The organism is Martinezella calliandrae (assembly GCF_030272695.1).
Lineage (GTDB): Bacteria > Pseudomonadota > Alphaproteobacteria > Rhizobiales > Rhizobiaceae > Rhizobium > Rhizobium calliandrae.
Genome location: NZ_JARFYN010000020.1, coordinates 16,860 through 41,625, shown reverse-complemented (window position 1 = coordinate 41,625; position 24,766 = coordinate 16,860). Strand labels below are relative to the sequence as shown.

Below are 24,766 nucleotides of genomic sequence, written 5' to 3'. Positions count from 1 at the left end.
CTATCGTGCCGGTACGCTCACGGCGCTGGAGCAGTTTGATCGGAGGTTACGTAGCAAGTGCCACCAGAACTGCAAGAGTAAGAACGCTGCCCACAATCATAGGCCAGGTTCATTGCCGGGCTGGTGAATGGAGTTCCAGAGGGTGGCCGGCGTAAAATCATAGCCCGAGCGCATCCATTGCATTACATCGAACGGGTGCGCGACAATGAGATCCGCACTGCCGATCTCATATCTTAAAGCCTGAAGGGTTCGCTGGCCCGAATGAGTAGTGTTCACCACTTGCGTGTCTACGACAGAAACGTCCTTGGTCGCAAAATCCCTCAAATTGTCCGTAACAAGAATGTCGGCTTTGGCGCCAAAGGCCGTAGCTAGCACGCCTGCATCCTCTGCGTCAGACATGGCGAAGCGCTCTTCTCCGCCCAAAATAAGATAGGGATCGAGCGAATCTGGCCCATATTTCATGATGTCGATAATGGAGCTGGTATACGCCTTAATTCGGTCTTCCGTGAACTGCAGCCGACGGAGAACCGTCTCGAGGGTTTCGATCATCTCGAACGAGATGACTAGCTGAGCTCTGTCATCTATGCCCCATTTTTGGCTGCTAACCATCGACACCAGAGTTTGGGTTGCAGTCCCTTTATGACCACGGTCGTGCGCCATTATGTTGCCGACGAAGACGTTGACATCGAGCAGCACTCGGACAGGACGATCCATGTCTTACTTCCGGTGCGCTGCGGCACGTGCGAGGGCCGTCGCTTCTTCCAACATGTCGATCTCGCGGGACACTTCTTCTGGCCCGCCGAAGCGGTGCTCGGATGCTAGGTCGGTGGTTGCCTTCTCAAGGCGAACTCGCGCCGCCGCTGCCATCATTTCACGGCCAAGCCTGTTGATAGTGTCCTGGTCGTTCTGTGCGTTTAACTCGAGTAGGAAATCACGGACACCCTTGGGTAGCCCAACGAATACTGTGATTGCGCTGGAAACCGCATTCGATATGGACCTGTTTTCCATCGAGGCCACCGCCTTCAATTTCACGGCCGTTCTGCCATCGACATTCGCCGAAACTGTAGAGGACATCGCAGACTCCTATAGAAATACACCATTCCTATATACCTTCTGAGCCAGCGATTTTCAATGGGAGTGGCGTCATCTTGTTTGTCGATACACCTGGAGGCAACGTCTATGCCGCGCGGCAGATCGCTGCGGGAATGTTCTCTGCCCAGGCCAAAGGCATTCCCACGACGATAGTGGTTCGCGCTGGGTCGGTCTGTGCATCGGCCTGCGTGGTCATGTTCGCAGCCGCCACCAAACGTGTGGTGGAGGTCGGCGGCACAAGGGGTGGTCAGCACATTCCTTCTGGTGCCTTGTACGTTCATACGCTGGCAATCGACGGAACAGAAACCACTGCCACCATGGCCGCGTCAGTCGAACTTGCGCGCGTCATGAAGGAAGCCGGCACGCCAAGCGCTGTGCTTGCCAAACTGTTGCTGACCGGGTCGCGCGATGGCGCGCGGCTTGATGCCAGCGATTTAAGAAGTTGGGAAAATACAATTCTCGTCCCGTTCCAGGGCTCGGAGCCCTAACAACTAAGAAAGGAGCTTTGAATTGATCAGGACCTTGCTCGTTGCTGCCGTCGTAGTGGCGGGTGGCGTCAGTATCGCTCACGCCGAAGGCGCAATAGTCTGTGGTTTCGTATCAAAGAAGAATGGCGCATCGATCGGTTATAATCTGGCCGTTGAGCCTGGAAATGCCAGAGCAGTCGAAATTGCCTTCTACAAGGACAATGACGAAATCCGCCATTTGAGCGGTGGTCAGCCGTATTGGTACATCTCGAAGTCGCCGAACGGTGGCCGGAACTACACTATGGCCCCGATCCCCGCTACGTTATATCGGTCGCACCCGGATCGCCTGAGCGCGTCAGCTTGCAATCTGGCCAGTTTGATAGCTGGAACGCAGGTCTCTTCGTGGACAACAGGCAGATTTCGCGACCGAATGGCTTCTGCATGATCTCGCTGGCGACTACAGCGCCAAGCGTGCCCGCGGCTCCGCGGCAACCTAACCTACCTGCGCAGCAGCCAAGCACGGCTCAGCAGCAGAATGAGCCGGCCGCCGCAACTACTGACGCTAGCAGTGATCTTGGCGCGGCGTTCGATGCCAATCAGTAACCCTGCGGCAACGACCGGCGGTCAGTCTCTGTAAACTCCCGCTCCGACTCGACAAGGCCGGTCGAAGCCTCCCAGTCTGAGGCTGAGTGGAGAGCCTAACCTCAATGAAAGTTCCGACTCTTCACCTTGAGCGTGTCGATGTGTAAACCCGGAACATCGAGGTCCCGCGGTATCGCGGTGCGCTTTGGATTCTCTCTCGGATCCGGCCCGCCCCCATGCGTAAAGTGATCGGCTCGTGTAAGGGTCAGCGTGAAGGACTGGTCCCTGTCGGCAAGCCCCGACAGTACTGCTCGTGGGTTCAACCCACAATATTTGAAATTTCTTTGCTACCACGAATTTTACTTTACCGAGACGCTGAATATCATCGACTGTTCTACATCAAAATTTCCTCGAGCATCTTGCCGAGAAAATTCTATTTTTGAAGCCGCATTATTCGCGGGGAGGATTATTGAACCACTAGGCGATATTTTTATCGAATTGATCGATACCCGTAACGAAAGCGTCACGGGCGGATGCATAGATGCGCCATCTCTGCGAACCGCCCAATTCGTGAGCCCGCCAACTCGTTAACCCGGATGTGACGACATCGCCATGTTGAAGCTGTTTTTGATGACTGCCGCCACCGCTCTTCTCGTCGACTCGGCTGCCCGTGCCACAGATATCGGCACGGTGATCGACGTTGCCTGCCCCTTCGGCGACTGCAAGGCGGGCATCAGCCTCTCCTATCTTGGCGAATATGACATTCCGACAGGTTTCATGGAAAACGGCGTTGAAGTCGGTGGTCTCTCAGGCATCGACTTCGATCCTTCGACAGGCCACTACATCTCCATCAGCGACGACCGCTCGGAAAAAGCGAAGGCGCGCTTCTACGATCTCGACATCGATGTCAGCGCCGAAGGCCTCAAGGGTGTGACCGTTCTCGATCACGTGACGCTGAAGGACAAGAACGGCGAGCCTTTCGCTATCCGCACGGTTGATTCGGAGTCGATCCGCATTGGTAAGGACGGCATCTATTGGAGCAGCGAAGGCGACGGCAAGGCACTTTTGCCGCCTTTCGTCCGGGTCGCCAATCGCGACGGCAGCTTCGTGCGCGAACTGCCGCTGCCGGCGGGCTTTGCGCCGACAGTCGACAAGAGCACAGGCATCCGCGACAACCTTGCCTTCGAAAGCCTGACGTTTCTCTTGGGTGGCGATCTTCTCGTTGGCATGGAATCCGCGCTTTATCAGGACGGACCGATGACGACGCTGACCAATGGCGCGCTTGCCCGCCTCATCCGCTATGACGTGGCGACAGGCGAGCAAAAGGCGCAATATGTCTATCCGGTCTCGCCAATCCCGCAGGCGGCCGCCAAACCCGGCGGCTGGAGTGATTTCGGCATGGCGGAAATCCTGGCGCTGGACGACCGGCACGCACTGTCGATCGAACGTGGCTATGCGCAGGATGTCGGCAATTCGGTCGTCATAAACATGTTCGATCTCGAGGGTGCAACCGATGTTTCCAACATTCCTTCCCTGGCAAAGACCGATCAGCGCATCGTGCCGGTGCGCAAGAGTGAGGTGATGGATTTGCGAGCGCTTGGCCTTAGACCCGACAATATCGAGGGTGTCACCTTCGGCAAGGCGAAGGATGGCACGGATGTACTGATCTTCGTCGCCGACAACAATTTCAATCCGACGCAGAAGACGCAGTTTTTTGCCTTCAAGGTGATCCGTCGCCCTCAATGATCAGCGGCCTATTCTCGCGTCGGTAGTCGTCCGGCTGTCATGGCAACGGATTATATAGGCTTTCGGGTGCTGGCCCTTGAAACAGCCTAGATCATACCCCATAACCGGTTGATCTAATAAAAAGAGTGAAGCAAGTCCGGTGGGTGTATTTGAACGTCATAAGCCGAGGGAACCGCGCTGGCTGGGACCGAGCGCACCCGCGCGCATAGCCCTTATTCCGTCGATTTCGGCGGCGCGTTGGCTGCTGATCCTGATTGCGGCCGCTGGCATCTATTTCTTCTACGGTTTTCTCGTCCCGGTGCTGGCCGCCGCGGTGATCGGCTTCGCCACCTGGCCGCTTTTCAGTGACCTCGTACGCCGCACCAACGGCAACACGACGCTTGCGGCGACCATCGCCATCGCCTTCATTGTCACCTTCCTGGTGCTGCCGATCGTGCTCTCGGCCATCTATATGGTTGGTGAAGTCCGCGAATGGTTTACCTGGGCGGTGCATGTCAATCGCGATGGCGCGCCGCCGCCGCAGTGGATTCTGGCACTGCCGATCGTCGGCTCGTGGCTTGGCGATCAATGGACGCAATATGTCGGCAGTCCCGGTTCCATCGGAGAATTGGCACAGCTCGTCAGCGGCGCCCACATCGGCAATATCTACCGAGCAGTGCTCGCCGCTGGCGGCGGTGCCTTCCATGTCGTGCTGACTTTGCTGTTCATGCTGATCGCCCTGTTCTTCATCTACCGCGATGGGGCGAAATTCGTCCGTCAGGTCGATCTCTTGGGTGAACGTATCCTGCCGAATCGTTGGGAGCGCATCTCCCGCGTCATCCCGGCGACGATCAGTTCCACGGTCATGGGTATGACGCTGATCGCGATCGGCGAAGGCGTCGTGCTTGGCGTTGCCTATTGGATTGCGGGGGCGCCTTCGGCGATTACCCTCGGTGTTCTGACCGGGGTCATGGCGCTGGTGCCTGGCGGCGCGCCGCTGTCCATGTCGCTGGTCTCGATCTATCTGATTGCCAGCGGCTCGCTTTGGGCCGGTATTGGGCTGTTTATTTGGGGCACGGTCGAGCTTTTCGTCGTCGACAAAACACTGCGGCCGAAGCTCGTTGGCGGTCCGATCAAGCTGCCCTTCCTGCCAACTTTTTTCGGGCTCGTCGGCGGCGTCAAGACCATGGGTTTCCTCGGCCTGTTCATCGGTCCCGTGCTTATGGCCATCATCGTCGCCATCTGGCGTGAATGGATACGTGAGGCGGAATTGACCGAGGAACAGCACGCCCAGGAGCCGGAACTGCAACTGCGGATCCGGGATGGTTCGGACGGTTGATCAAAATTTGAACGCGCAACAGCCGCTCTAATCTTTTAAAGCCAGGCTCTCAGCTTTTCGGAAGCGCTTTTTCCATGAACAGGCTAAGCGGATCTTCCTCGTAGCTGCCGAACGGTTCGATCTCGGTGTAGCCGACCTTGCGATAGAGGCCGATTGCGTCGGGTTGGAGTACACCGGTTTCGAGCCGAAGTGCCGTCAGATTTTTTTCTGTCGCCGTCTCTTCCAGCGCTTCCATCAGCATCTGCGCGACCTTGCGCCCCCTGGCAAGTGGGTCGACGAACATACGTTTGATCTCCGCGGTGCCATCGTCCGCCTCGACAAGCGCACAGCAGCCGACAATATCGCCATTAAGCCGTGCGACCCAGAAGGTCACCTCGGGCCTCTCCAGTGACTCGAGGTCCAACAAGTGATTGCTTTCCGGCGGATAGAGCGATTGTGCATAAGCACTCGACATATCGAGGAGGCGCATGACACCGTCCTGACGCGGTGATTCAATGGTAATGGTCAGAGGCAAGGTAAATCCCAAAAGACACATGCACGAAAGATATCACGCTGCGGCAAGAGCCGCCAGCGCGGCAAATGTCCGCGCCGTCTGCCTCCGCTCGGCATTGGCGAGCTTCTCCACCATATCGAGCAGTTGAACTGCAGCGGTTGGAGATTGTTGAGAAGAACGGAATTTACACCTCAGCCGCGCCGAGACATTTTCCAACATGGCGCCACCATGGGTGCGCGACGCCTCACGCCAGATCAATGTCGCCTCGACGAAGACGGTGCTGATATCGCGCGGCAAGCCCGCAGACTCATAAAGCGCGCGGACGGCAAAGACGCGGCCGCTGGAAAGGATGGAGCGGACGCGCCGCTCGTCGCAGGTGGAAAGGTTGGTAATCGCGCCGGCAAAGAAGTCGATTTTGCCGGAACAAAGCGCATGCATGAGGAACGCCGGCGTCAACCAGCCCGCCTGCCGCAGGTGCTCGACCAGATCGGGAATATCTTCGTGCTGCACTGTCCCGGCCATGGAAACCGTGGCAGCCACGCCGGCCTCGCGATTTACCTGTTGCAATCTCGCTGTGCCGATCGTGGCCTGGACCAGATTTGAGCCGGCCAATGCCTCGCCGACATGTCGCATCAGCAGGTGGCGGACATCGGAAGGCAAAGCTTCGCGATCAAGGAGCAGGCCGCGGATCTCGGCGCTGTCGCCAAGGCGTTCGGCAAGCCGTTTCAGCGCGGCGCGCGACAACGAGGCGCCATCGTTTTCCAAAAGGCAGAGGGTTTCGATTTCGCCACCGATTTCAGCAAGTGCGGCGCAAACCGATCGCGACACTCGCCCGCGCGAGGCGATCAAGACACGTGTCACGCTGCTGCCGCGTAGCACAAGGTCGACAAGATCGGCTTCAGTGAACACCGGTGACAAAAGAATGACCTGCCCGGCGATCTCCGGCTGGTCCTCGGCCAGAGACAGGATGACGTTGCGCGGGGCATGCGGAGAACGCGCTACGGCTTCGGCCAGTGCCAAGCGCACACGCGGCGAAGGATCGTCGAGCAGATACGTCATCGCCATCTCGGCGGCGGCACGCTCTTGTCGCGGCATTTCCGATTGCAGATAGGCGCGACCAAGAGCATTGGCCGCCCTCGCCCTACCCTCTGCCTTGGCGGTCTCGGCCCAACGGAGAAATGCTTCTATGATCACGTAACGCCCCGATATCGGCGGGACGATTCCCGACCCGCAAACTCACATCAAATACGTTAGCGATGAAAGGTTTACGGGTCGTTTACCTTATTTATTAACCACTAATGCGACAACGAGACGGGACCGATATCATGGCGCTGTCGGCCGCCGCAATTCGAAGACGTCGCTGCCCTCGCTGTAGTCCATATAGCCCATGCGCGCGACGGGCCGTGCAAGCGCCATGTCGAGGCGGCCATCTCGAATGATGGTCTCATCGATATGGATGCCGACGACCTGTCCGAAGACCATGATATTTTCCGATGGCTCGCCATCGAGGCCCTTCGGTCGCATCACTTCTGTCACCCGGCATTCAAGTACGGCGAAGGCTTCGGCGACATAGGGAGCGTCGACGAGCCTGCCGGGTTTCGCGGTCAGTCCGGCCAGCGAGAACTCATCGATGCCATAAGGCACGGCGATGGATGAATGATTCATCTTTTCGAGGAGGTTGCGGCTGACGAGGTTGGCGGTAAAGACGTTGGTTTCCTCGACATTGCGAACGCTATCCTTGCGGCCCATCGACGAAAACATCACCAGCTTCGGCCGGTCGCTGACCGCGTTGAAGAAGGAATACGGCGACAAGTTCAGCGAACCGTCTATACCCTTACTGCCTATCCAGCCGATTGGCCGCGGCGCAACGATGGCCTTGAAGGGATCATAGGCCAAGCCATGCCGGTTGGTGTCTGTCGTGTAGAACATTAGCTGTCCTCGCCGCCGATCCAGGTCACGGTCTCCGTCAGTTCCGGTCGCGGGCGTTCCGTCGAGGGGAAGGTCGACGAGCCGATATGGATAAAGCCAGCGACCTTTTCTCCCGGTTGGACACCAAGCAGCGGATAGGCGCGCTCGTCATAAGCGAACCATTCGGTCAGCCAGTTTGATACCCAGCCATGCGCATTGGCCGAGATCAGCAGGTTGAGGCAAAGCGCACCGACCGACATCAACTGTTCCCATTCCGGAATCTTGAAATGCGGCCCCGCCTTGCTGACGACGGCGATGACGACTGGAGCGCGGGTAAAACGCGTACGCTCGACTTGGATCATCTCTTCTGACAGGTCCGGCTTGGCTTCCAGCGCCAGCTGCAACAACTCCTCGCCGATCCGCGCCCGCTCTTGGCCGCGATAGACGATGAAGCGCCAGGGGGCCAGCTTGCCGTGATCTGGGACGCGTGAAGCGAGCCGCAGGATATCCTCGATTTCGGCTTTGTCTGGGCCGGGTTCGGTCATCTGAAAAGCAGGAATGGATCGGCGGACCGCCAGGTAATCGACCAGCTTGATATCGGTTTTCATGGAATGATTGCTTTCATTTTCATGCGCGGGGAGGACGTGGGTCTTGAATTTGCCACGGCATTGGTCTTGAAGTGGCCTGTGTTTTACCGGAAGTCAATCGGGTGGGAACTCATGTCAGGCATTTCATCCGCACGCCTTTTGGTCACGGGTTTCGCGATGTTCTCGAGCCTGGGCACCGTTGCCTCGGCGCAAGATGCCTTCAAGGAGTTCAGACAGCTCGACGGCAGCGTGAAGATGCCGAAGCTCAACGCCTTCATCGCGCCAGGCACAGAAAATTCATCCGCTAAAACCCTGCGCGATGTCTCGCTCGAGGCTAAGCTCGCAGCCGACAGCGCACCGCAGTTGCAGGGCCTTTCCTGGTACGTCTTCAGCCCCTTTGCTGGCGCCGACGGTAAGCTGCCGCTGGTTGCGAGCTCGAAGGGCGGCTCGGCGTCTTTTCATCTGATGCCCGGCGATTATTTCGTCAACGTCTCCTTCGGCCGCGCCGGTGTGACCAAAAAGCTGACTGTCCCCGAAAGCGGGCTACAGCAGAAGCAGACGATGGTGCTCGATGCCGGCGGCATGGTGCTGAATGCCGTCTCCGGCTCCGACGTGCGCATTCCGCCGGACGAATTGAGCTTTTCGATCTATTCCAGCGATGCGAAGGAAGATGGCGAGCGCGGCCTCGTCATGTCCGACGTCAAGCCGAACACCCTGGTAGGCCTCAGCGCCGGAACCTATCACGTCGTCTCGGAATATGGTGCCGTCAACGCCGTCATCCGTGCCGATATCCAGGTGGAAGCCGGCAAGGTGACCGAAGCGACGATTCAGCACAGGGCGGCGAAGATCACTTTCAAGCTGGTGTCAGACAAAGGCGGCGAAGCGATAGCCGATACCGCCTGGTCGATCCTGACCTCTGCCGGCGATATCGTCGGAGAAAGCCTTAGTGCCTTCCCGACCATGGTGCTTGCGGAAGGCCGATACACGGCCGTTGCCCGTAACAAGGACAAGATTTACCAACGCGACTTCACCGTCGCGGCCGGCACGAATACTGATATCGAAGTGCTGATGAAGGAACAGCAGCCGCAGGACGCCAACGACCAGCAGCCGGCGCAACAGCTTCCCGTTCCGCCGCCGCAAGTGCCGCGCAACCAGGCGCCGCAGACGCAGGCGCCCGCTACGAGCCAAAAGCATCCGTTGCCGACTTACGAACAATTGGCACCCGCCGGCGGGGACGATGGCGACAGCATGGATTGACGCTATCGCAAGCGCCGGTCCGTCTTACTCGGCTAGGGGGCTAGCTGGCCTTCTTTCGCAGCGCCCGCTTCGGCGGCGCCATCGCAAACACCGCACTATAGAGCTTCGATAACAGATCCTTGCGATCATTGCCTTCGTTAAGCGCCTCCCAGCTCATCAGCCTGCCGACATGTGCGGTGATGGTGCTACCGGAAAGACGACGGAATTCTCGGATCAAAAGGGATAAGCGCAAGGTCAGCGACACGCGACTGGCGAGATGGAACAGCCGGCCGTTCTGCCCCTCGAAATAGACCGGAAGGACGCTGGCTCGTGCTGCCTGGATGAGCTTGGCGGGAAAGATCTTCCACGGCAGATCCTCGGCGCGTCCGAAGCCTTTCTTGGCTGTGGCGACGCCGCCAGCCGGAAAGACGATGATCGTCGTACCCTCTTTCAACAGGCGAACCGCTTCGTGGCGCGTTTTCATGTTCATCGCCATCGCCTCTTTGGTCTCTTCAAAGGAGACAGGCAGCGAATAATCGGCCATCTCAGGCACTTTCAGCAATTCGTTGTGGATCAGCACCTTGAAGGGTCTGCCGAGCTGCTCTGCGAGCGCCAGGATTGCGATGCCATCACCGATGCCGAAGGGATGATTGGCGACGATGACGATCGGCGCATCGGGGATAGTCTCCAGCGGCCAATCGCCTTTCACCGTGAGGCGCACGTCGATGAGATCGAGCATCTTGCCGAAGACACGCTCGCTCTTGCCGACAATGTCGCTGCGCCAGATATCGTAGAGCCGGGCATAGCGATCGCGGCCCGACAGACCCTCGATGGAGCGGATGAGCCAGCGCTTGATGCGCGTATCCCGTTCGTTGGCGTAGGATAATTCTTTGAAATCCAAATGCGCGACGGGCTTCCCCGCTCCTCGATCTCATAGGGCCGCATGTAAGGCAGGGCGTGCAGCGACGAAGCAACACTCTGATTTAACAGATATATTAAAGTTCTATGTCACTTATCTGACGGCGCCTTGAGACGCCGTCAGATAGTTTCTGGTATCAAGCGGCTTTGGCCCGCTTGGCTTCGCGCTTGCGCAGGATATCCGGTGGCGTGGCTTCGAGCGCAAGCGAGGCAATGGCTTCGTCGAGCGACATTGCCGTCTGCGCCTGGCTGCCGAGACGGCGGATGTTGACCGAGCGCTCCTCGGCTTCCTTCTTGCCGCAGACGATGATGACGGGAACCTTCGTCACCGAATGCTCGCGGATCTTGTAGTTGATCTTTTCATTGCGGAAATCGGTCTCGACATTGAGCCCCGCTTCGCGCAGCGCCTCGGCAACTTCGTTGCCGTAATCGTCGGCTTCCGAAGTGATGGTCGCAACCACCACCTGCTGCGGCGACACCCAGAGCGGCATATGGCCGGCAAAGTTCTCGATCAGGATGCCGAGGAAACGTTCCATCGAGCCGCAGATGGCGCGGTGGATCATCACCGGCTGCGTCTTTTCGGAATGCTGGTCGATATAGAAGGCGCCGAAGCGTTCCGGCAGATTGAAGTCGACCTGGGTCGTCCCGCATTGCCATTCACGACCGATAGCGTCCTTCAGCGTATATTCGAACTTCGGCCCGTAGAATGCGCCCTCGCCCGGCAGAATGCCGGTCTTGATGTTGTTCGACTGCAGCTTGATCGTATCCAACACATTCATCATCACGCTTTCGGCGCGATCCCAGAGCTCGTCGGAGCCGACGCGCTTGTCCGGACGGGTGGACAGCTTGATCGTGATCTCGTCGAACCCGAAATCCTTGTAGACCGATAGGATCAGATCGTTGATCTTCAGGCATTCGGTCGCCATCTGCTCGTCTGTGCAAAATATGTGTGCATCGTCCTGCGTGAAACCGCGCACGCGCATCAGTCCATGCAATGCGCCCGAGGGCTCATAGCGATGGACGGCCCCGAATTCTGCAAGGCGGATAGGCAGTTCGCGGTAAGACTTCAAGCCATGCTTGAAGATCTGGATGTGGCCAGGGCAATTCATTGGCTTCAGCGCAAAGACGCGGTCATCATCGGTCTCGTCGCCTGCGACGGTGACCTTGAACATGTTGTCGCGATACCAGCCCCAATGACCGGAGGTTTCCCAAAGCGACTTGTCGAGCACTTGCGGCGCGTTGACTTCCTGATAGTCGTCGGAAAGCCGCCGGCGCATGTAGGACACCAGCGTCTGGAACATCCGCCAGCCCTTGCCGTGCCAGAAGACAACGCCAGGACCCTCTTCCTGGAAATGGAACAGGTCCATTTCGCGGCCGAGACGGCGGTGATCGCGCTTCTCGGCTTCGGCGAGGATGTGCAGGTAGTTATCGAGATCGGCCTGCTCGGCGAAGGCCGTGCCATAGATGCGGGTCAGCATCGGATTGTTGCTGTCGCCGCGCCAATAGGCGCCTGCCACCTTCATCAGCTTGAAAGCCTGGCCGATCTGGCCGGTGGAGGCCATATGCGGCCCACGGCAAAGGTCGAACCAATCGCCCTGGTAATAGATCTTCAGGTCCTGCCCTTCCGGAATGGCGTCGACAAGTTCAAGCTTGTAACGCTCGCCCTTGGACGCGAAGACTTCCTTTGCCTTTTCGCGCGACCAGATCTGCTTGGTGAAAGGCGCGTTGCGCTGGATAATCTCGCGCATCTTCTTCTCGATGACCGGCAGGTCGTCGGGCGTAAAAGGCTCGTTCTTGGCGAAGTCGTAGTAGAAGCCGTTTTCGATGACGGGGCCGATGGTTACCTGCGTGCCGGGCCACAATTCCTGCACCGCTTGCGCCATGACGTGCGCCGCATCATGCCGGATCAGTTCCAGCGCGCGGTCGTCGTTGCGCGTGACGATTTCGATCTTGCCTTCGGTTACCGGGTCGGAGAGGTCGCGCACGGTGCCGTCGATCGCAACGGCGACAGCCTTCTTGGCAAGCGACTTGGAAATGGATTCGGCGACATCCCGGCCGGTTGCGCCAGCATCGTAACTGCGCACGGATCCATCGGGAAATGTCAGGGAAACGGATTGGGACATCGAAATTCTCCTTGTCCAGTCCCGCCAACGAATGCGGGTGGTTTAATGGAAGCGGTCAACCAGTGTTTTTGAACGCGGTCGCCTGATAGCGATATTTGGTGATTTAGTAAAGGAGAAGTGGCTCTAGGGCCCAATCTTCTCGGCCAATCCGCGCACCGTGTTCCAGTTCCGCAACGTCCCGACGCCGAGGCGTTTGGTGGTGAGCGCGGAGAGCAGACGGGTTTCGCTCGCCTTCCCGCCGAAATCGATCCATAGGTCGCCATCGACCACAACCAAACGTTCCGGGCCATTCCTATGCCTGCCGAGTGTTTCTATCACCGACGATTGAAGCGGTCTGCGCATGACGCGAACAATGATCTCGCTGCCCTCGCCATCGCCAAACGGATTGCCGGCGGCAAGTTTCAACCATGCCTCAGCATCGCGAACGATGATATCGACTGACCTGCCAAAGGCTTTTGCGAAGCCGTCTTCAAGCTGAGTTTCGATCTCCGTGATCGGCCGTTCTTCCGCTTCGAAAACGAGATTGCCGGTCGCAACGAGGGTTCTGGCGTTGGAAAAGCCGAGTTCCTCGGTCATTGCCCGGAGATCGCTCATGACCACCCTGCGCCCGGCTCCGAGCACGATGCTGTAGAGTAGTGCTACGTAAGTCTTCATGCCGCTCCGGCCGGCTTGCGGCCGATGGCGAAATAGCGCCAAGGCGTCCACCAATGGTAGCGCATTTCCAGCGTCTCGGGCACGGGGTCGAGCCCGCTGGTGCCGCCTGGCCCGCATCGCGCCACCCGAAACAAGGTCATCCAGCCGCCGGCCCACAGGCCATGACGGGCAATCGATTCGTAGCCATATTCCGAGCAGGTCGGGATATGGCGGCAGGAATTGCCGATGAAACCGGAGAGGGTCAACTGGTAGAGGCGGATGAGACCCATGCCGAGGAGCCGGTCTGGCGTCTTTTGGAAGGGACCTGAATAGTTGCGGGAATGGAGTGATTTGCTGTTGCTGCGGGGCGGTATTTTGTCGCGCCTTAGCCTTTTGGGGCGAGCCGCGGCTGCGCCCTCGTCTTCGTCATCTTGCATGGAGCAGAGATGGCACATCGCTCGCAGCCTCTGATCAAACCGCCTCGGCCGCGACGGACCCGAGGGGCGCGCGCGCCGCCTCGATTTGTCCCACTGCATCGACGACGGCGTCGAAAGTCAGCATCGTCGAGGCATGGCGTGCCTTGTAATCCCTAACCGGCTTCAAATAACGCATGTCTTCGAAGCGCCCCTCCGGCCCATCGCCGTCGGCCTTCAACATCACCAGCATATCTTCGCGCGCTTTGCGCAATTCGGCAGCGGTGGCGCCAACCACATGGCGGGCCATGATGGAGGACGAGGCTTGTCCGAGGGCGCAGGCCTTGACGTCATGAGCAAAATCGGTAACGACATCGCCGTCCATTTTCAGCCAGATCTTGACGCGCGATCCGCACAGTCTGGAATGGGCCTGAGCGCTTGCATCGGCGTCGGAAAGGCTGCCGATGCGTTCGATATTGCCGGCAAATTCCAGAATCTTGCTGTTATAGATGTCGTCCATCATCGATCTTGCTCCGATGTACCCGTTATGCGTTTCAAAACAAAAAACACAGCGTGTCGCGCCAGGACACTTTCACAGGGACAATGCCATACTATATGTATGTCGTTTGAAGGCCACGAAATTGCAATGGTCTTCTGTAAGTTTGATGGGAAACCGTGCAGGACGGCAGGCTTGTCCGCCAGCCAGAACGCCCCGGAGCCCGCCAAAGGTGCATACTTCTCCATGTTTCAGGGGAATGCCAGTGGCGAGTCCGACAAAATAAGATCCGCAGCGCGGATCAGGAGACCACAGGTAATGGACGCCATTGTGAAGAATTTTCCGCAGGCCCTTGAATCCAATCCGGAATTGGACCGTCCCTCCCAAAAGGAAGCCGAAGACGCCGTTCGCGTTTTGCTTCGTTGGGCGGGCGACGATCCGCAGCGCGAAGGCCTGCTCGATACGCCCACACGCGTCGTCAAGGCGTATCGCGAGCTTTTCGCCGGCTACGATATGAACCCCGAGGATGTGCTCGGCCGCACCTTCGAAGAGGTTTCGGGCTATGACGACATGGTCCTCGTGCGCGACATTCCGTTTTTCTCCCATTGTGAACACCATATGGTGCCGATCATCGGCAAGGCGCATGTCGCCTATCTCCCGAGTGGCCGCGTTCTTGGCCTTTCGAAGATCGCTCGTGTCGTTGAAATCTTCGGCCGCCGCCTGCAGACGCAGGAGGCGATGACCGCCCAGATCGCTAACGCCATCGACGAAACGCTGCGCCCGCGCGGCGTCGCCGTCATGCTCGAAGCCGAGCATATGTGCATGGCGATGCGCGGTGTGCAGAAGCAAGGCTCGTCGACGTTGACGACGACCTTCACCGGCGCCTTCAAGGCTGATCCGGCTGAGCAAGTCCGCTTCATGACGATGGTCCGGAGCCGCTGATAGGGCTTAAGGGAAAGAACCGGAGATGAACCTGGTATTCAACGAGCCTTCCGCAGACAAATCGGAACTTGAGGATGCGGGGGATTTCACCCCCCGTTTCGACGACCGCGGCTTGATCACCGCGATCGTTACCGACGCTCATGACGGTGAGCTGCTGATGGTCGCGCATATGAATGCCGAGGCACTGGCGCTGACCATAAAGACAAAAACGGCGCACTACTTCAGCCGTTCGCGCGGAAAAATATGGAAAAAGGGTGAAACCTCCGGAAATCTGCAGACGGTGAAGGAGATGCGTACCGATTGTGATCAGGATGCTATCTGGCTGAAAGTTGAGGTCGCCGGTCACGACGCGACGTGCCATACTGGACGACGTTCCTGTTTCTATCGCACTGTCGAGCTTGAGGATGGGAAGCCGGTGCTGAACGTTGTTGACGATCACCTGAATTTCGATCCCGGCGAGGTCTATGGGCACTAAATTCCGCATGCCGACTGAGTAAGCAATAACAAATATACGAATTGGAAACAAAAAAGGGACAGTATTTCAGCAAGAGGCAAGCATACGCCTCGGAGGGTGGCATACCATGTTGAATTGGGGGTTGATTCGCCAAAGCGCCGGACAGGCTCCTGTGGGTTCGGGTCCAGCTATCTCGCCCAACATTCCTGGCGCACTCGCTGCCCCTGTTCCTCCCAAAAAAGTAAAGATCGCTCTGGCACTCGGCGGTGGCGCTGCCCGCGGCTGGGCGCATATCGGTGTGCTGCGTGCCCTCAATGAGGCTGGCATTGAGGTCGGCATGATCGCAGGCACCTCCATCGGGGCACTGGTCGGCGGCTGTTATCTCGCCGGCAAACTCGACGAACTTGAGGCTTTTGCCCGCTCGCTGACCATGCGTCGCATCGCAAGCCTCCTCGATCTGACGATCGGCGGCAGTGGCCTTTTTGGCGGCATGCGGCTGACGAAGCGCATGCAGGAACATCTTGAAGGCTTTTCGATCGAGGAACTCGACCGACCCTTCGTTGCCGTTGCCTCGGAACTGAATACCGGCCATGAGGTCTGGATCGCCAATGGTTCGCTGATCACGGCGCTACGGGCCTCCTATGCCCTACCCGGCATTTTCGAGCCGGTTCGCACCAATGGCCGCACGCTCGTCGACGGCGCTTTGGTCAATCCCGTGCCCGTTTCTGTCTGCCGCGCCTACGAGCAGCCGCTCGTGGTCGCCATCAATCTGCATTATGACCTTTTCGGCCGCTCCGCCGTCGTCAAACACACTGCCGGCGCGCTGCATGGTGAGCAACTACGGCGTAACGAAGCGCCCTATACCAGGCTCGGTATGACCGGCGTCATGGTCCAGGCATTCAACATCATCCAGGATCGGATTTCCCGTGCCCGCCTTGCCGGCGATCCGCCGGATCTGGCGCTGCATCCGCGTCTCAGCGACATCGGTCTTTCGGAATTTCATCGTGCCGGCGAAGCGATCGACCGCGGCTACGAGGAGGCATCTGCCCGGCTGACAGAAATCAGGCGCATGCAGGAAGCCTTTGCGCGCTAGGCGTAAATCCATGCCGATATGGTGTGGGTGCGAGCTGATATCGGCCGCGGCGATGAGATAGTTCCCAAAATGCCGCACCATGCGGCCCTTCGCTTTGGGCTCGGGGCGTTCGCCGCTGCAATCGACCCACCGGGTCGATTGCTTCGGCCCCGCCGAACCGCTCCTCAGCCTGCGATATAGGCCTTGATTTGTTCAGTCTCGAGCTCGATTTCGCGGATGCGCCATTTGACGACGTCGCCGATCGAGATGATGCCGGTGAGCTTGCCTTTGTCTTCCACGGGGACATGACGGAAGCGGCGGTGCGTCATCAGCTCCATCAGCTCGTCGGTGGTGGTATCTTCCTTGCAGCGGTGCACTTTCGCCGTCATCAACGAAGCGATCGGCTGGTTGAGGCTGTCCTGGCCATGCTTGGCAACCGCGTTGACGACATCACGCTCGGTGAAGATGCCGGAAATCTTGCCTGCCATTCCCACGACGACGATGGCGCCGATGCGCTTCTCGTTCAGAATTTTGGCGGCTTCCGCGAGGGTCGTGTTCCCCGCGGCGGTAACGACGTTGCGACCCTTGGCATCAAGTATGGCTTTTACGGAAACTGACATTCGATCCTCCCATCTCGAAAGCTCAATGAACAACTGAGCCACGGATTTGTTCCGAAACCGCCCAAGGTTTCGGACCGCTGCTCCGGTCGGGACCGTTCCGGTCTCTTTCCCATCACGGCCGACCGGGGGATGGTGCGCTAGCGAGGACGAGAAAGCAACAGCTTCATTCCGCCGGTGGAGCCGGGTTTTCGACTTCAATGCGAGGTTGCCGGTCGAACAGGGAAAACAGCAGGAACCCGAAAAGGAAGCCGCCGATATGCGCATCCCAGGCGACCGGCTGGGCGCTGTCGCCGACGATCGTGATGCCGAACGCGACGAGTGCATTACCGGCGATCCACATCACGATATAGGCAACGACCGTGCGGCTGCGCAGTGAAGCCGCGATCGAGAGCCGCGGATTGAGATGCGCCTGGCGTATGGCGAAGCGGCGGCCGTCCATGGCGGGAAAGGCAAAACGGCAGGCCGCCCCCATCAATCCTGAAACGACGCCCGAAGCTCCGATCAGCAAGCTCTGGTCGCCCCAATAGACGGCGGCATGCAGGAAAGCGGATGCCGCCGCAGAAAGAACCCAGAAGATCACGTAGCGCGCAACGCCGATGCGACGCGCCACGGGTGCGGCAAAGACCATCAGCCACAATCCGTTGAAGACGATGTGTTCGATGCTGCCATGCAGGAGGGAATAGGTGACCGGCGTCCACAGCCATTCCAACCCCTGCTGCGACAGCGGGAAGGCATAGCGGGCGGGAATGAAGCTGAAGGTGAAATACAGCCAGTTCAGTGTATCGTCGGACCACCAGGGCAGGTTCTGAATAACAAAGACGACGATCAACAGCCCAAGGCTTGCGAGGATGACGGGTGGCACGTTGAAAGCAGGAACGCGCTGCGGCGGCCGATTTTCCTCGGGCTCATGGCGCGGTGGCTCTGCATCATCCATGTCTTGCTCGGATCTCTTGAGAAGGGACTCGAGACATACAGCAGCAAAAATCAAAAAAAAAGCCGTCCAACCCCGGTGGACGGCTTGCTCGGGCGCCCCTCTTTGGGATTTGCCGCAATGGTTTATGTCCCAACGCCCGATAGTCTGTGCTGAAGGTCACTTCGTGAAGTGATTTGATATGTCTCTCACTCACAACCGCATGAGGCAAATGAAACCCTCTGTTAACCTTAATGGCTCGGCGTTGGCACGATTTAAGCAAGGCATTGCGCAAGGGCAATGAATGCCCCGGCATTTGACCTGAAACGGGACATGGACGCGTTATGCGGCAGAAAAACAGCGTAGAGATATTTACCTATTGGGAACAGCTTCGCGGCAATGCGGATGCGCCCCTGCGCAATTTGATAGAGCCTTCGGCGGTCCGTCATATTCTGCCTGAGCTCTTCATTCTCGAGGCCGTGCGAGATCAGGCGCCACGCTTTCGGTTGGCCGGGACGGCGATCTGCAGTCTGATGGGGCGCGAGCTTCGCTTCGAAAGCTTTGCCGCGCTGTGGGCCGGCGGCCAGCCTGATGATGCCGTGCGGATTGCCGCCGGCGTGATGGAGCATGTGGTTCCTGCTCTGATAAAGGCGACGGGTTACAGCATCGGCGGTCGCCACGTGACGTTCGAAATGGTGCTGATGCCGTTGCGTTCCGCCGGCGATGTCTGTGATCGGCTGCTTGGCTGCCTGACGCCGACGGCACATACGCCATGGCTCGGTAGCGAACGTCTCGAGTTCCTGGCGCTCGACCGCAGCCGCATGCTCTATGAGCGTCCTGCCCATCTCGTCGAACCGCCATCCGATCCTGAACACGCAAATCTGATCTCACGTCACGATGGCGTCGGGCTCGGTGCGCTCATGGCCCGCATGCTGCATCCAAACACCGGCGCACGAAATCAGGGACCGGCTGACCCATTGCGACACAGTTTCGGCCGTCGTCTCTGAGTTTTCCCTTAGGGAAGACAACCTTACCTTAATAACTTTGGGCTAGTGATTGCGTGAAACATAATTGGTTCAAGAAGCCCATTCATGCATTCATTCCAGGCAGCCCAAACGATGCGGCCAAACCAAATGGCAGGGAATGCGCCTCGCAGGGATCAGGGGACCTTTCAGCGGGTTCCGATCAATATGCAGGGCCGCTTGATGCTGGCCAATTACGAAGAGTTTGAATGCCTGGTTACCGACATGTCGCCGGGAGACATGTATGTAGCTTGCCAGGGCCGTCCGCGCACCAATGAGCGTGTCGTCGCCTATATCGACCATCTCGGCCGTGTCGAGGGCTATGTCGTCGCTATCGATGGCCGTGGCTTCAGCATGTCGATCAACGCGACCGACCGCAAGCGCGAAAAGCTCGCCGCTCAGCTGACTTGGCTCGCCAACAAGCATGAACTCGGCCTGCCGGAAGATCGTCGCCACGATCGCCTGACACCGCGCACCAGCGTCAGCGAATTGACGCTGGAAGACGGCACGCGTTATGTCTGCCGCATTATGGATCTGTCGCTTTCGGGTGCTGCCATCGACGTCGAGGCGCGCCCGTCGATCGGAACGCCGGTACGTCTCGGCAATATGCGCGGCCGTATCGTGCGCCACTTCATGGAAGGCGTCGCGATCGAATTTCTCTCGGTGCAATCCCGCGAGACGCTACGCGAATTCCTCTAGTCGCGCCATTTTTCTGTCACGTCGAAACTGGAAATAGCAGCCTTTCGCCCCTCTGACTGCGTGATGGCTTATGCAGACGCTTTTTCCTGAAATCGAGCCCTATGATCACGGCATGCTCGACGTCGGTGATGCCCAAAATATCCGCTGGATGCAATCGGGAAACCCGAACGGCGTTCCCGTCGTTATCCTGCATGGCGGTCCGGGGTCCGGCAGTTCCGCCGGCACCCGCCGGTTTTTTAATCCGCAACACTATCGCATCATTCAATTCGACCAACGCGGCTGCGGCGGGAGCCTGCCGCATGCGTCCGAGCCGGAGGCCGATCTTTGCGCCAACACGACATGGCATCTGGTTGACGACATCGAGCAGCTCCGGATTTTCCTCGGTATCGAATGCTGGTTGGTCTATGGCAATTCCTGGGGCTGTACGCTGGCCTTGGTCTACGCTGAGGCGCATCCGGAACGAGTTGCGGCCCTGATTGTCGTTGGCGTGACTATGACACGGCAATCCGAGATCGATTGGCTCTATGAGGGTCTGGCTCGCTTCTTTCCCGAAGAATGGCAGCGGTTCCGTGCAGCTGTTCCGGAGAGTGGGCGCAGCGTCGATCTGATTGCTGCATATCGTCACCTCCTCCGCAATCCCGATCCGGCTATCCATCTCAAAGCCGCGAAGGACTGGCACGACTGGGAATCGGCGTCGATCCTCGTTGACCCGCGCGCGGCTTTGTCCAGCCGTTGGTCAGATCCCCGATATCTTATCGCAAGAGCGCGCATCATCACGCATTACTTCCACCATCGCGGCTGGCTGGAAGATTTGCAGATATTGAGGGACATCCACCGGCTTGCCGGCATTGCCTGCACGATGATCCAAGGCCGGCTCGATCTCGAGGCGCCCGTTGTCACAGCATGGGAGCTGTCACGGGCATGGCCAGCCGCCAGATTGGTCATTGTTCCCAATTGCGCCCATTCGCCGTCGACGCTGGAGATGGCCGCGGCCATTATTGAAGCGACGAACGAGTTCCGCACGATTGCCGACGGCAAAAAAAATCAAAAAATTTTTTGAACGCCATTTTCCCAAAATGGCACAGCGAACGGCGAATTTCGCGTGACGGCGCGATTGCGACGACGCGCTCGGCCGAAGCGCGTGTCTCGTCTCGGCTCAGCTATTGGCAAGTGCCCTGCTGCCCCCGATTTCTGCGGTTGGAAACAAAATCATTTGAAAACAAAAGGATATGAGGAACCCCAATGCGCTGTTTCGCATCGGAAAACATTCAAAATTTAATCGAATTCTCCGACAGTTTGATTTAAGTTTTGCTCTCATTTTATGACAATTCGAACCGCATTTGAATCAACTAAGTCCTTAATTTAACTGCGTAATTTTGCGCGGGATAAAAGCCTGCGTGTCATTGTGATCCCAATAAAACAGGGACACGGACATGCGCTTTCAATTCCTTCTTCGTGGTTATGCCGCAATGGCCCTCTTCACCTTCGGCTGTCTCGGCTTGGCCCATGCGACGCCGGCCAATATGACGCTCACCGGCGATGCTGCGCCGCCGATCGGTCATTACGAGTTCTGCAAGGAAAACCCGAAGGAGTGTGCCTATGCCGGTGGCGATGCCGGTCCCGTCATCCTTACGGACGAGCGGTGGAAGACCATCCTGAAGATCAACTATACGGTCAATACGACGATCAAGCCGATGACCGACATGGAACTCTATGGCGTTGAAGAAAAGTGGGCGATCCCGACGACCGCGGGCGACTGCGAGGATTATGCACTCTTGAAGCGCAAGGAATTGATCGAAGCCGGCTTTTCCGTCTCCGATCTGCTGATGACCGTCGTGCTGCAGCCGAATGGCGAAGGTCATGCTGTTTTGACGGTACGCACTGATCGCGGCGACTTCATTCTCGACAACATGCGCAACAAGGTGAAGCTCTGGTCGGATACTGAATATACCTTCCTGAAGCGTCAGTCCGCCGACGATCCGGCCCGCTGGGTCAAGATACAGGATGGCCGCGCCGTCGCGGTCGGCAGCTTGAAGTAAGTCGCCACTCCTCCACGCGATCGCCAGTGAGAAAGCGCTGGCGGTCTGGGTCTAGGGCTCCGGTCTGTCCCCGCATTTCTGTCCCGACCGGCGCCTTCGAGCCGTTCCCGCTGTCCCGGGAACGGCTCTTTTTGTTTCCGGGTGTGGGCGTTGAGTGATTTTCAGAAAGAGTGCCTGGCTCTTCTTCTTCGTCCGGAATTGGGAAAAAACTGTGCGGTTCCGGCATGCGATGAAAATCGCGACCGGGTTGGCCCGAAATCTGCCCCGATTTTCCGAAAGGTATGTGCGCCAATAAATATGCACACCCATGCATTCTTAATGAACCATTAACCATCGTGGCGGCAATCATTACATAGCGAGACTCATCAGGGGTCTTGAGCCGCGACGGGTACGTCATCGACGATGGTTACCAAGGCGGAATGAAACCGAAGGCAAGAGCATGACCCCTCCTCTGTCGTCCGCCCCCACGATCGACGAACAGCCGTTGATATCCAGTGGCCTGGTTTACCGCCTCACGGCCGGCGTTGCGGTGCTCGCTGCCCTCACTGTGGCGATCACTATCGGCGGTCGCTGGGTCGGCGAGAAGATCTCGCTGGCCGGCCATACGGACAGTATCACGCCGGTCACGGTGACGATCGGCGAGGATATGTTGCGTCTTGGCGCCAATACCATCCGCTTCCCGAGCGAGCGGGTAAACGGTGTCGCCGAGCGCGTCGATCTCTATCTGACTTGGCCGCAAATGCGGGGCTACAGCGATGCCGACCGTCTGCGGTTCGACGATATATCGCAGTCCGCCTCGCTGATTTTCCTGCAGCTCAGCCAGAGCACGATGTCGCGCGACATGTCCGGCCGGCTGGAGCCGATCTATTCGCATCTGATGGACGGTGAAGCCTTCGCCGGTCCGCATGGGTTGACGGCACATCGCCTGCGCGCAGATGCCGGCTATAGCGGCGAGGTGCTTCTAACAGCGCCGCGCGTTGGCGAGCCGGATTATGTCGTGCGCTGCATCCTGCCTTCTTCGCCAGATCAGGCGACCAGCGGAGACTGCCAGAGAGATATCAAGGTCGGCAAGGATCTCAGTGTGCTCTATCGCTTTTCCAGCAATCAGCTGGGCGACTGGCAGAGGATGGATGATGCCGTCCGGAGCTTCGTCGACACTCGCCTGGTCGACGCGCCGGGCGCCGGCGGCATCTCGGTAAGTGATGACTAAAATGAACCGGAAACTTGAAACCAACTGTTCATCATAAACTGATTGGTAACGCTAAGCCCCTACTCTTAAACCCCAACGGGCGTTCATGGAGGCGGCGGCCGGATAATTGAGAACGTAAATGCAAGCAGAGAGTGAAGTAGTGTCCAGATCAATTTTCTCCGTATCCTCATCGCACTCCGGCAAGTTGCTGGCGAGGGTGCTGTTCGGTTTAGCGATCACGACGGCGACGGTGACGGTTACGGTCGATGCGTCGAATGCAGCCGGCGGCCCAAAATATGCGGGCATCGTTATTGATGCGAACACCGGCAATGTTCTCTACAGCGAAAATGCGGATTCGCTTCACTATCCCGCCTCGCTGACCAAGATGATGACGCTGTATCTGACTTTCGAGGCCCTCGAGGCCGGTCGGATCACACTCGATACCCCCGTCGTCTTTTCGCAAAACGCCGCCTCGCAAGCCCCGACGAAGCTCGGCATCGGTACCGGCCGGTCGGTGACTGTTCGGGAGGCGATCCTTGGGATCGTGACCAAATCCGCCAATGACGCGGCCATGGCGCTTGGCGAAATGCTTGGCGGCTCGGAAGACAATTTTGCCCGCATGATGAACAACAAGGCGCATGCGCTCGGCATGACACGCACGACCTATCGCAACCCGAACGGCCTGCCGAATACCGCGCAGATGACGACGGCGCGCGATCAGGCCCGTCTGGGCGTCGCGCTACGCGAGCACTTCCCGCAGTATTATGGCTTCTTCTCCCAGACGAGCTTCCGTCTCGGCAACCGGGTCATTCCGGGCCACAACCATCTGCTCGGCGCGATCCGCGGCGTCGACGGCATCAAGACGGGTTATACCCGCGCTGCCGGTTACAATCTCGCGACGTCGGTGAAGGTCGACGGCCGGTCGATCGTCGGCGTCGTGCTCGGCGGCGCCTCCACGCCCGCTCGCGACAACCAGATGCGCAAGTTGATCGCCGCCTACCTGCCGCAAGCGTCCACGAAGCATATTGCCTCCAACGTTGTCGCACAGACAGCGACGGAAGCGCCTAATGTCCAGGCTGCAGGCGCTCGCATGGCGGCTGCCGGCAGCGCGAAAATGATGAACGATGAAACCGCCGAGGCCGACGACGATCGTCAGCCGCCGAGCGCTGCGGCTTTTGCCGCGATAACGCCGAAGTCGAAAAATCCACTGCTTGCGACCAGATCGAAGCAAAGCGCGGCAGCCAACGAAGTCGCCTCCATCGAGCCTTCATCTGCCTCGGCGGATGACAATGATACGGACGAAGTCGACACCGTCACGACGGCTTCGACCCCCAAGTCCGACAGCAAGGTCGTCAAGACCCAAAAGATTGAGAAAGCGGAAAAGATCGAGACCGCCGAAAAGCCAGAGAAGGTGACCAAGGCCAGCAAGGCGGAGGCTGGCCCGACCGGCTGGGTCGTCCAGATTGGCATTTCCTCCAGCAAGGACGGCGCCAGCGATCTGCTCGACACGGCCAAGAGCAAGGGCGGTAAGGCGCTACGCTCGGCGACGCCCTATGCGGTTGCCTATGATGGCGGCTATCGCGCTCGCTTCGGCGGCTTTTCGGACCAGAATGCGGCTGTCAATGCCTGCAAAGCACTTAAAAAGGCCGGCGTGAAGTGCTGGGCGAGTTTGGAATAGGAGCGCGGCCGCGGTTTTCCGTGCTGCCTCATGCGGAGATTTACCGGGTTTTGCATCGCAGCGTCCGGTTTTTCCGGCCTCAGATGTCTATGAGGTCGGCCCTGAGTTTGTAATGTGTTACGGGGATGT

Annotated in this window: 27 protein-coding genes and 1 pseudogene; 14 read left to right on the top strand and 14 right to left on the bottom strand. The window is 58.5% G+C overall.

The window, feature by feature from the left end:
- Nucleotides 1–96: 96 nt before the first annotated feature.
- Both PY650_RS16990 and PY650_RS16985 read right to left on the bottom strand, forming a co-directional pair.
- Nucleotides 97–714: a PIN domain-containing protein gene (locus PY650_RS16990; protein ID WP_285880585.1), complete on the bottom strand. Its 618-nt coding sequence runs from the start codon at nt 712–714 to the stop codon at nt 97–99.
- A 3-nt stretch (nt 715–717) separates the two neighbouring features.
- Nucleotides 718–1,074 (bottom strand): hypothetical protein, encoded by a 357-nt coding sequence (locus PY650_RS16985; protein WP_285880584.1) that lies wholly within the window; start codon nt 1,072–1,074, stop codon nt 718–720.
- 74 nt (nt 1,075–1,148) lie between these two features.
- Here PY650_RS16985 and PY650_RS16980 point away from each other — a divergent pair, with 74 nt between their 5' ends.
- Nucleotides 1,149–1,580 (top strand): hypothetical protein, encoded by a 432-nt coding sequence (locus tag PY650_RS16980; RefSeq protein ID WP_285880583.1) that lies wholly within the window; start codon nt 1,149–1,151, stop codon nt 1,578–1,580.
- Nucleotides 1,581–1,602: 22 nt separating this feature from the next.
- Entirely contained in the window at nt 1,603–2,004 is a 402-nt protein-coding gene (locus PY650_RS16975) for a hypothetical protein (RefSeq protein ID WP_285880581.1), read from the top strand.
- A 259-nt stretch (nt 2,005–2,263) separates the two neighbouring features.
- Here PY650_RS16975 and PY650_RS16970 read toward each other — a convergent pair.
- Nucleotides 2,264–2,446: pseudogene (locus tag PY650_RS16970) on the bottom strand (hypothetical protein); the annotation flags it as partial.
- 307 nt (nt 2,447–2,753) lie between these two features.
- On the opposite strand from PY650_RS16970, the gene PY650_RS16965 reads away from it, so the two are divergent.
- On the top strand, nt 2,754–3,887 hold the full coding sequence (locus PY650_RS16965; protein WP_285880580.1) for an esterase-like activity of phytase family protein: 1,134 nt from the start codon (nt 2,754–2,756) through the stop codon (nt 3,885–3,887).
- Between the two features lie 139 nt (nt 3,888–4,026).
- Nucleotides 4,027–5,205: an AI-2E family transporter gene (locus PY650_RS16960; RefSeq protein WP_285880579.1), complete on the top strand. Its 1,179-nt coding sequence runs from the start codon at nt 4,027–4,029 to the stop codon at nt 5,203–5,205.
- A gap of 49 nt (nt 5,206–5,254) precedes the next feature.
- Here PY650_RS16960 and PY650_RS16955 read toward each other — a convergent pair whose 3' ends face one another.
- The 4 genes from PY650_RS16955 to PY650_RS16940 all read right to left on the bottom strand — a co-directional run bounded on the left by PY650_RS16955 (nt 5,255) and on the right by PY650_RS16940 (nt 8,214).
- Nucleotides 5,255–5,674, bottom strand: a complete 420-nt coding sequence (locus PY650_RS16955; protein ID WP_432761542.1) for a GNAT family N-acetyltransferase — start codon at nt 5,672–5,674, stop codon at nt 5,255–5,257.
- Between the two features lie 78 nt (nt 5,675–5,752).
- Complete coding sequence (locus PY650_RS16950; protein WP_285880646.1) at nt 5,753–6,907, bottom strand: DUF2336 domain-containing protein; 1,155 nt, start codon at nt 6,905–6,907, stop codon at nt 5,753–5,755.
- Between the two features lie 114 nt (nt 6,908–7,021).
- Nucleotides 7,022–7,627 (bottom strand): flavin reductase family protein, encoded by a 606-nt coding sequence (locus tag PY650_RS16945; protein ID WP_285880576.1) that lies wholly within the window; start codon nt 7,625–7,627, stop codon nt 7,022–7,024.
- On the bottom strand, nt 7,627–8,214 hold the full coding sequence (locus PY650_RS16940; RefSeq protein ID WP_285880574.1) for a nitroreductase family protein: 588 nt from the start codon (nt 8,212–8,214) through the stop codon (nt 7,627–7,629). The genes PY650_RS16945 and PY650_RS16940 overlap by 1 nt, the downstream gene beginning before the upstream one ends.
- A 111-nt stretch (nt 8,215–8,325) precedes the next feature.
- Here PY650_RS16940 and PY650_RS16935 point away from each other — a divergent pair, with 111 nt between their 5' ends.
- Nucleotides 8,326–9,450, top strand: coding sequence for an RgsD C-terminal domain-containing protein (locus PY650_RS16935; protein WP_432761541.1), 1,125 nt, complete (start codon nt 8,326–8,328; stop codon nt 9,448–9,450).
- Between the two features lie 40 nt (nt 9,451–9,490).
- Here PY650_RS16935 and PY650_RS16930 read toward each other — a convergent pair whose 3' ends face one another.
- From PY650_RS16930 to PY650_RS16910, 5 genes are all read right to left on the bottom strand, one after another.
- Nucleotides 9,491–10,330, bottom strand: a complete 840-nt coding sequence (locus PY650_RS16930; protein WP_285880572.1) for a lysophospholipid acyltransferase family protein — start codon at nt 10,328–10,330, stop codon at nt 9,491–9,493.
- A 154-nt stretch (nt 10,331–10,484) separates the two neighbouring features.
- Nucleotides 10,485–12,470, bottom strand: coding sequence for a threonine--tRNA ligase (gene thrS / locus PY650_RS16925; protein ID WP_285880570.1), 1,986 nt, complete (start codon nt 12,468–12,470; stop codon nt 10,485–10,487).
- Between the two features lie 123 nt (nt 12,471–12,593).
- Nucleotides 12,594–13,124 carry a DUF1697 domain-containing protein gene (locus PY650_RS16920; RefSeq protein ID WP_285880568.1) on the bottom strand — a complete coding sequence of 177 codons (531 nt, stop codon included), beginning with the start codon at nt 13,122–13,124 and terminating at the stop codon, nt 12,594–12,596.
- Nucleotides 13,121–13,558: a membrane protein insertion efficiency factor YidD gene (gene yidD / locus PY650_RS16915; protein ID WP_285880566.1), complete on the bottom strand. Its 438-nt coding sequence runs from the start codon at nt 13,556–13,558 to the stop codon at nt 13,121–13,123. The genes PY650_RS16920 and yidD overlap by 4 nt, the downstream gene beginning before the upstream one ends.
- 16 nt (nt 13,559–13,574) lie before the next feature.
- Complete coding sequence (locus PY650_RS16910) at nt 13,575–14,036, bottom strand: iron-sulfur cluster assembly scaffold protein (RefSeq protein WP_285880644.1); 462 nt, start codon at nt 14,034–14,036, stop codon at nt 13,575–13,577.
- Nucleotides 14,037–14,330: 294 nt separating this feature from the next.
- On the opposite strand from PY650_RS16910, the gene folE reads away from it, so the two are divergent.
- From folE to PY650_RS16895, 3 genes are all read left to right on the top strand, one after another.
- Nucleotides 14,331–14,954: a GTP cyclohydrolase I FolE gene (gene folE, locus PY650_RS16905; RefSeq protein ID WP_120704233.1), complete on the top strand. Its 624-nt coding sequence runs from the start codon at nt 14,331–14,333 to the stop codon at nt 14,952–14,954.
- A gap of 25 nt (nt 14,955–14,979) precedes the next feature.
- Nucleotides 14,980–15,429, top strand: a complete 450-nt coding sequence (gene hisI, locus PY650_RS16900; RefSeq protein WP_285880564.1) for a phosphoribosyl-AMP cyclohydrolase — start codon at nt 14,980–14,982, stop codon at nt 15,427–15,429.
- 106 nt (nt 15,430–15,535) lie between these two features.
- Nucleotides 15,536–16,501 carry a patatin-like phospholipase family protein gene (locus PY650_RS16895; RefSeq protein WP_285880562.1) on the top strand — a complete coding sequence of 322 codons (966 nt, stop codon included), beginning with the start codon at nt 15,536–15,538 and terminating at the stop codon, nt 16,499–16,501.
- Between the two features lie 164 nt (nt 16,502–16,665).
- Here the strand turns inward: PY650_RS16895 and PY650_RS16890 are convergent, their stop codons facing one another.
- Together PY650_RS16890 and PY650_RS16885 are read right to left on the bottom strand one after the other, a co-directional pair.
- On the bottom strand, nt 16,666–17,100 hold the full coding sequence (locus tag PY650_RS16890) for a CBS domain-containing protein (RefSeq protein WP_285880560.1): 435 nt from the start codon (nt 17,098–17,100) through the stop codon (nt 16,666–16,668).
- A gap of 163 nt (nt 17,101–17,263) precedes the next feature.
- On the bottom strand, nt 17,264–18,034 hold the full coding sequence (locus PY650_RS16885; RefSeq protein ID WP_285880558.1) for a rhomboid family intramembrane serine protease: 771 nt from the start codon (nt 18,032–18,034) through the stop codon (nt 17,264–17,266).
- 320 nt (nt 18,035–18,354) lie between these two features.
- Between PY650_RS16885 and PY650_RS16880 the strand changes: the two genes are divergently transcribed.
- The 6 genes from PY650_RS16880 to PY650_RS16855 all read left to right on the top strand — a co-directional run bounded on the left by PY650_RS16880 (nt 18,355) and on the right by PY650_RS16855 (nt 24,637).
- On the top strand, nt 18,355–19,017 hold the full coding sequence (locus tag PY650_RS16880) for a PAS domain-containing protein (RefSeq protein WP_285880556.1): 663 nt from the start codon (nt 18,355–18,357) through the stop codon (nt 19,015–19,017).
- An 84-nt stretch (nt 19,018–19,101) separates the two neighbouring features.
- Complete coding sequence (locus PY650_RS16875) at nt 19,102–19,731, top strand: PilZ domain-containing protein (protein WP_285880555.1); 630 nt, start codon at nt 19,102–19,104, stop codon at nt 19,729–19,731.
- Between the two features lie 70 nt (nt 19,732–19,801).
- Nucleotides 19,802–20,791 (top strand): prolyl aminopeptidase, encoded by a 990-nt coding sequence (gene pip, locus PY650_RS16870; protein WP_285880553.1) that lies wholly within the window; start codon nt 19,802–19,804, stop codon nt 20,789–20,791.
- Between the two features lie 373 nt (nt 20,792–21,164).
- Entirely contained in the window at nt 21,165–21,770 is a 606-nt protein-coding gene (locus tag PY650_RS16865; RefSeq protein WP_432761540.1) for a transglutaminase-like cysteine peptidase, read from the top strand.
- 439 nt (nt 21,771–22,209) lie between these two features.
- A complete protein-coding gene (locus PY650_RS16860; protein ID WP_285880551.1) occupies nt 22,210–22,980 on the top strand; it encodes a hypothetical protein in 771 nt (256 codons plus the stop codon).
- Between the two features lie 118 nt (nt 22,981–23,098).
- The gene (locus tag PY650_RS16855) at nt 23,099–24,637 is read left to right on the top strand and encodes a serine hydrolase (RefSeq protein ID WP_285880549.1); all 1,539 of its coding nucleotides are present in this window, start codon (nt 23,099–23,101) and stop codon (nt 24,635–24,637) included.
- Nucleotides 24,638–24,766 lie beyond the last annotated feature (129 nt).

Bases quoted from the DNA above. Each gene is read 5' to 3' on its own strand.
- PY650_RS16880 (WP_285880556.1), top strand. From the start codon at position 18,355: ATGCGGCAGAAAAACAGCGTAGAGATATTTACCTATTGGGAACAGCTT.
- PY650_RS16860 (WP_285880551.1), top strand. From the start codon at position 22,210: ATGACCCCTCCTCTGTCGTCCGCCCCCACGATCGACGAACAGCCGTTG.
- PY650_RS16890 (WP_285880560.1), bottom strand. From the start codon at position 17,100: ATGTCAGTTTCCGTAAAAGCCATACTTGATGCCAAGGGTCGCAACGTC.
- yidD (WP_285880566.1), bottom strand. From the start codon at position 13,558: ATGTGCCATCTCTGCTCCATGCAAGATGACGAAGACGAGGGCGCAGCC.
- PY650_RS16990 (WP_285880585.1), bottom strand. From the start codon at position 714: ATGGATCGTCCTGTCCGAGTGCTGCTCGATGTCAACGTCTTCGTCGGC.
- PY650_RS16985 (WP_285880584.1), bottom strand. From the start codon at position 1,074: ATGTCCTCTACAGTTTCGGCGAATGTCGATGGCAGAACGGCCGTGAAA.
- PY650_RS16955 (WP_432761542.1), bottom strand. From the start codon at position 5,674: ATGCGCCTCCTCGATATGTCGAGTGCTTATGCACAATCGCTCTATCCG.
- thrS (WP_285880570.1), bottom strand. From the start codon at position 12,470: ATGTCCCAATCCGTTTCCCTGACATTTCCCGATGGATCCGTGCGCAGT.
- PY650_RS16895 (WP_285880562.1), top strand. From the start codon at position 15,536: ATGTTGAATTGGGGGTTGATTCGCCAAAGCGCCGGACAGGCTCCTGTG.
- PY650_RS16935 (WP_432761541.1), top strand. From the start codon at position 8,326: ATGTCAGGCATTTCATCCGCACGCCTTTTGGTCACGGGTTTCGCGATG.
- hisI (WP_285880564.1), top strand. From the start codon at position 14,980: ATGAACCTGGTATTCAACGAGCCTTCCGCAGACAAATCGGAACTTGAG.
- PY650_RS16920 (WP_285880568.1), bottom strand. From the start codon at position 13,124: ATGAAGACTTACGTAGCACTACTCTACAGCATCGTGCTCGGAGCCGGG.
- PY650_RS16885 (WP_285880558.1), bottom strand. From the start codon at position 18,034: ATGGATGATGCAGAGCCACCGCGCCATGAGCCCGAGGAAAATCGGCCG.
- PY650_RS16865 (WP_432761540.1), top strand. From the start codon at position 21,165: ATGCGCTTTCAATTCCTTCTTCGTGGTTATGCCGCAATGGCCCTCTTC.
- folE (WP_120704233.1), top strand. From the start codon at position 14,331: ATGGACGCCATTGTGAAGAATTTTCCGCAGGCCCTTGAATCCAATCCG.
- pip (WP_285880553.1), top strand. From the start codon at position 19,802: ATGCAGACGCTTTTTCCTGAAATCGAGCCCTATGATCACGGCATGCTC.
- PY650_RS16855 (WP_285880549.1), top strand. From the start codon at position 23,099: ATGCAAGCAGAGAGTGAAGTAGTGTCCAGATCAATTTTCTCCGTATCC.
- PY650_RS16875 (WP_285880555.1), top strand. From the start codon at position 19,102: ATGCATTCATTCCAGGCAGCCCAAACGATGCGGCCAAACCAAATGGCA.
- PY650_RS16965 (WP_285880580.1), top strand. From the start codon at position 2,754: ATGTTGAAGCTGTTTTTGATGACTGCCGCCACCGCTCTTCTCGTCGAC.
- PY650_RS16940 (WP_285880574.1), bottom strand. From the start codon at position 8,214: ATGAAAACCGATATCAAGCTGGTCGATTACCTGGCGGTCCGCCGATCC.
- PY650_RS16910 (WP_285880644.1), bottom strand. From the start codon at position 14,036: ATGGACGACATCTATAACAGCAAGATTCTGGAATTTGCCGGCAATATC.
- PY650_RS16945 (WP_285880576.1), bottom strand. From the start codon at position 7,627: ATGTTCTACACGACAGACACCAACCGGCATGGCTTGGCCTATGATCCC.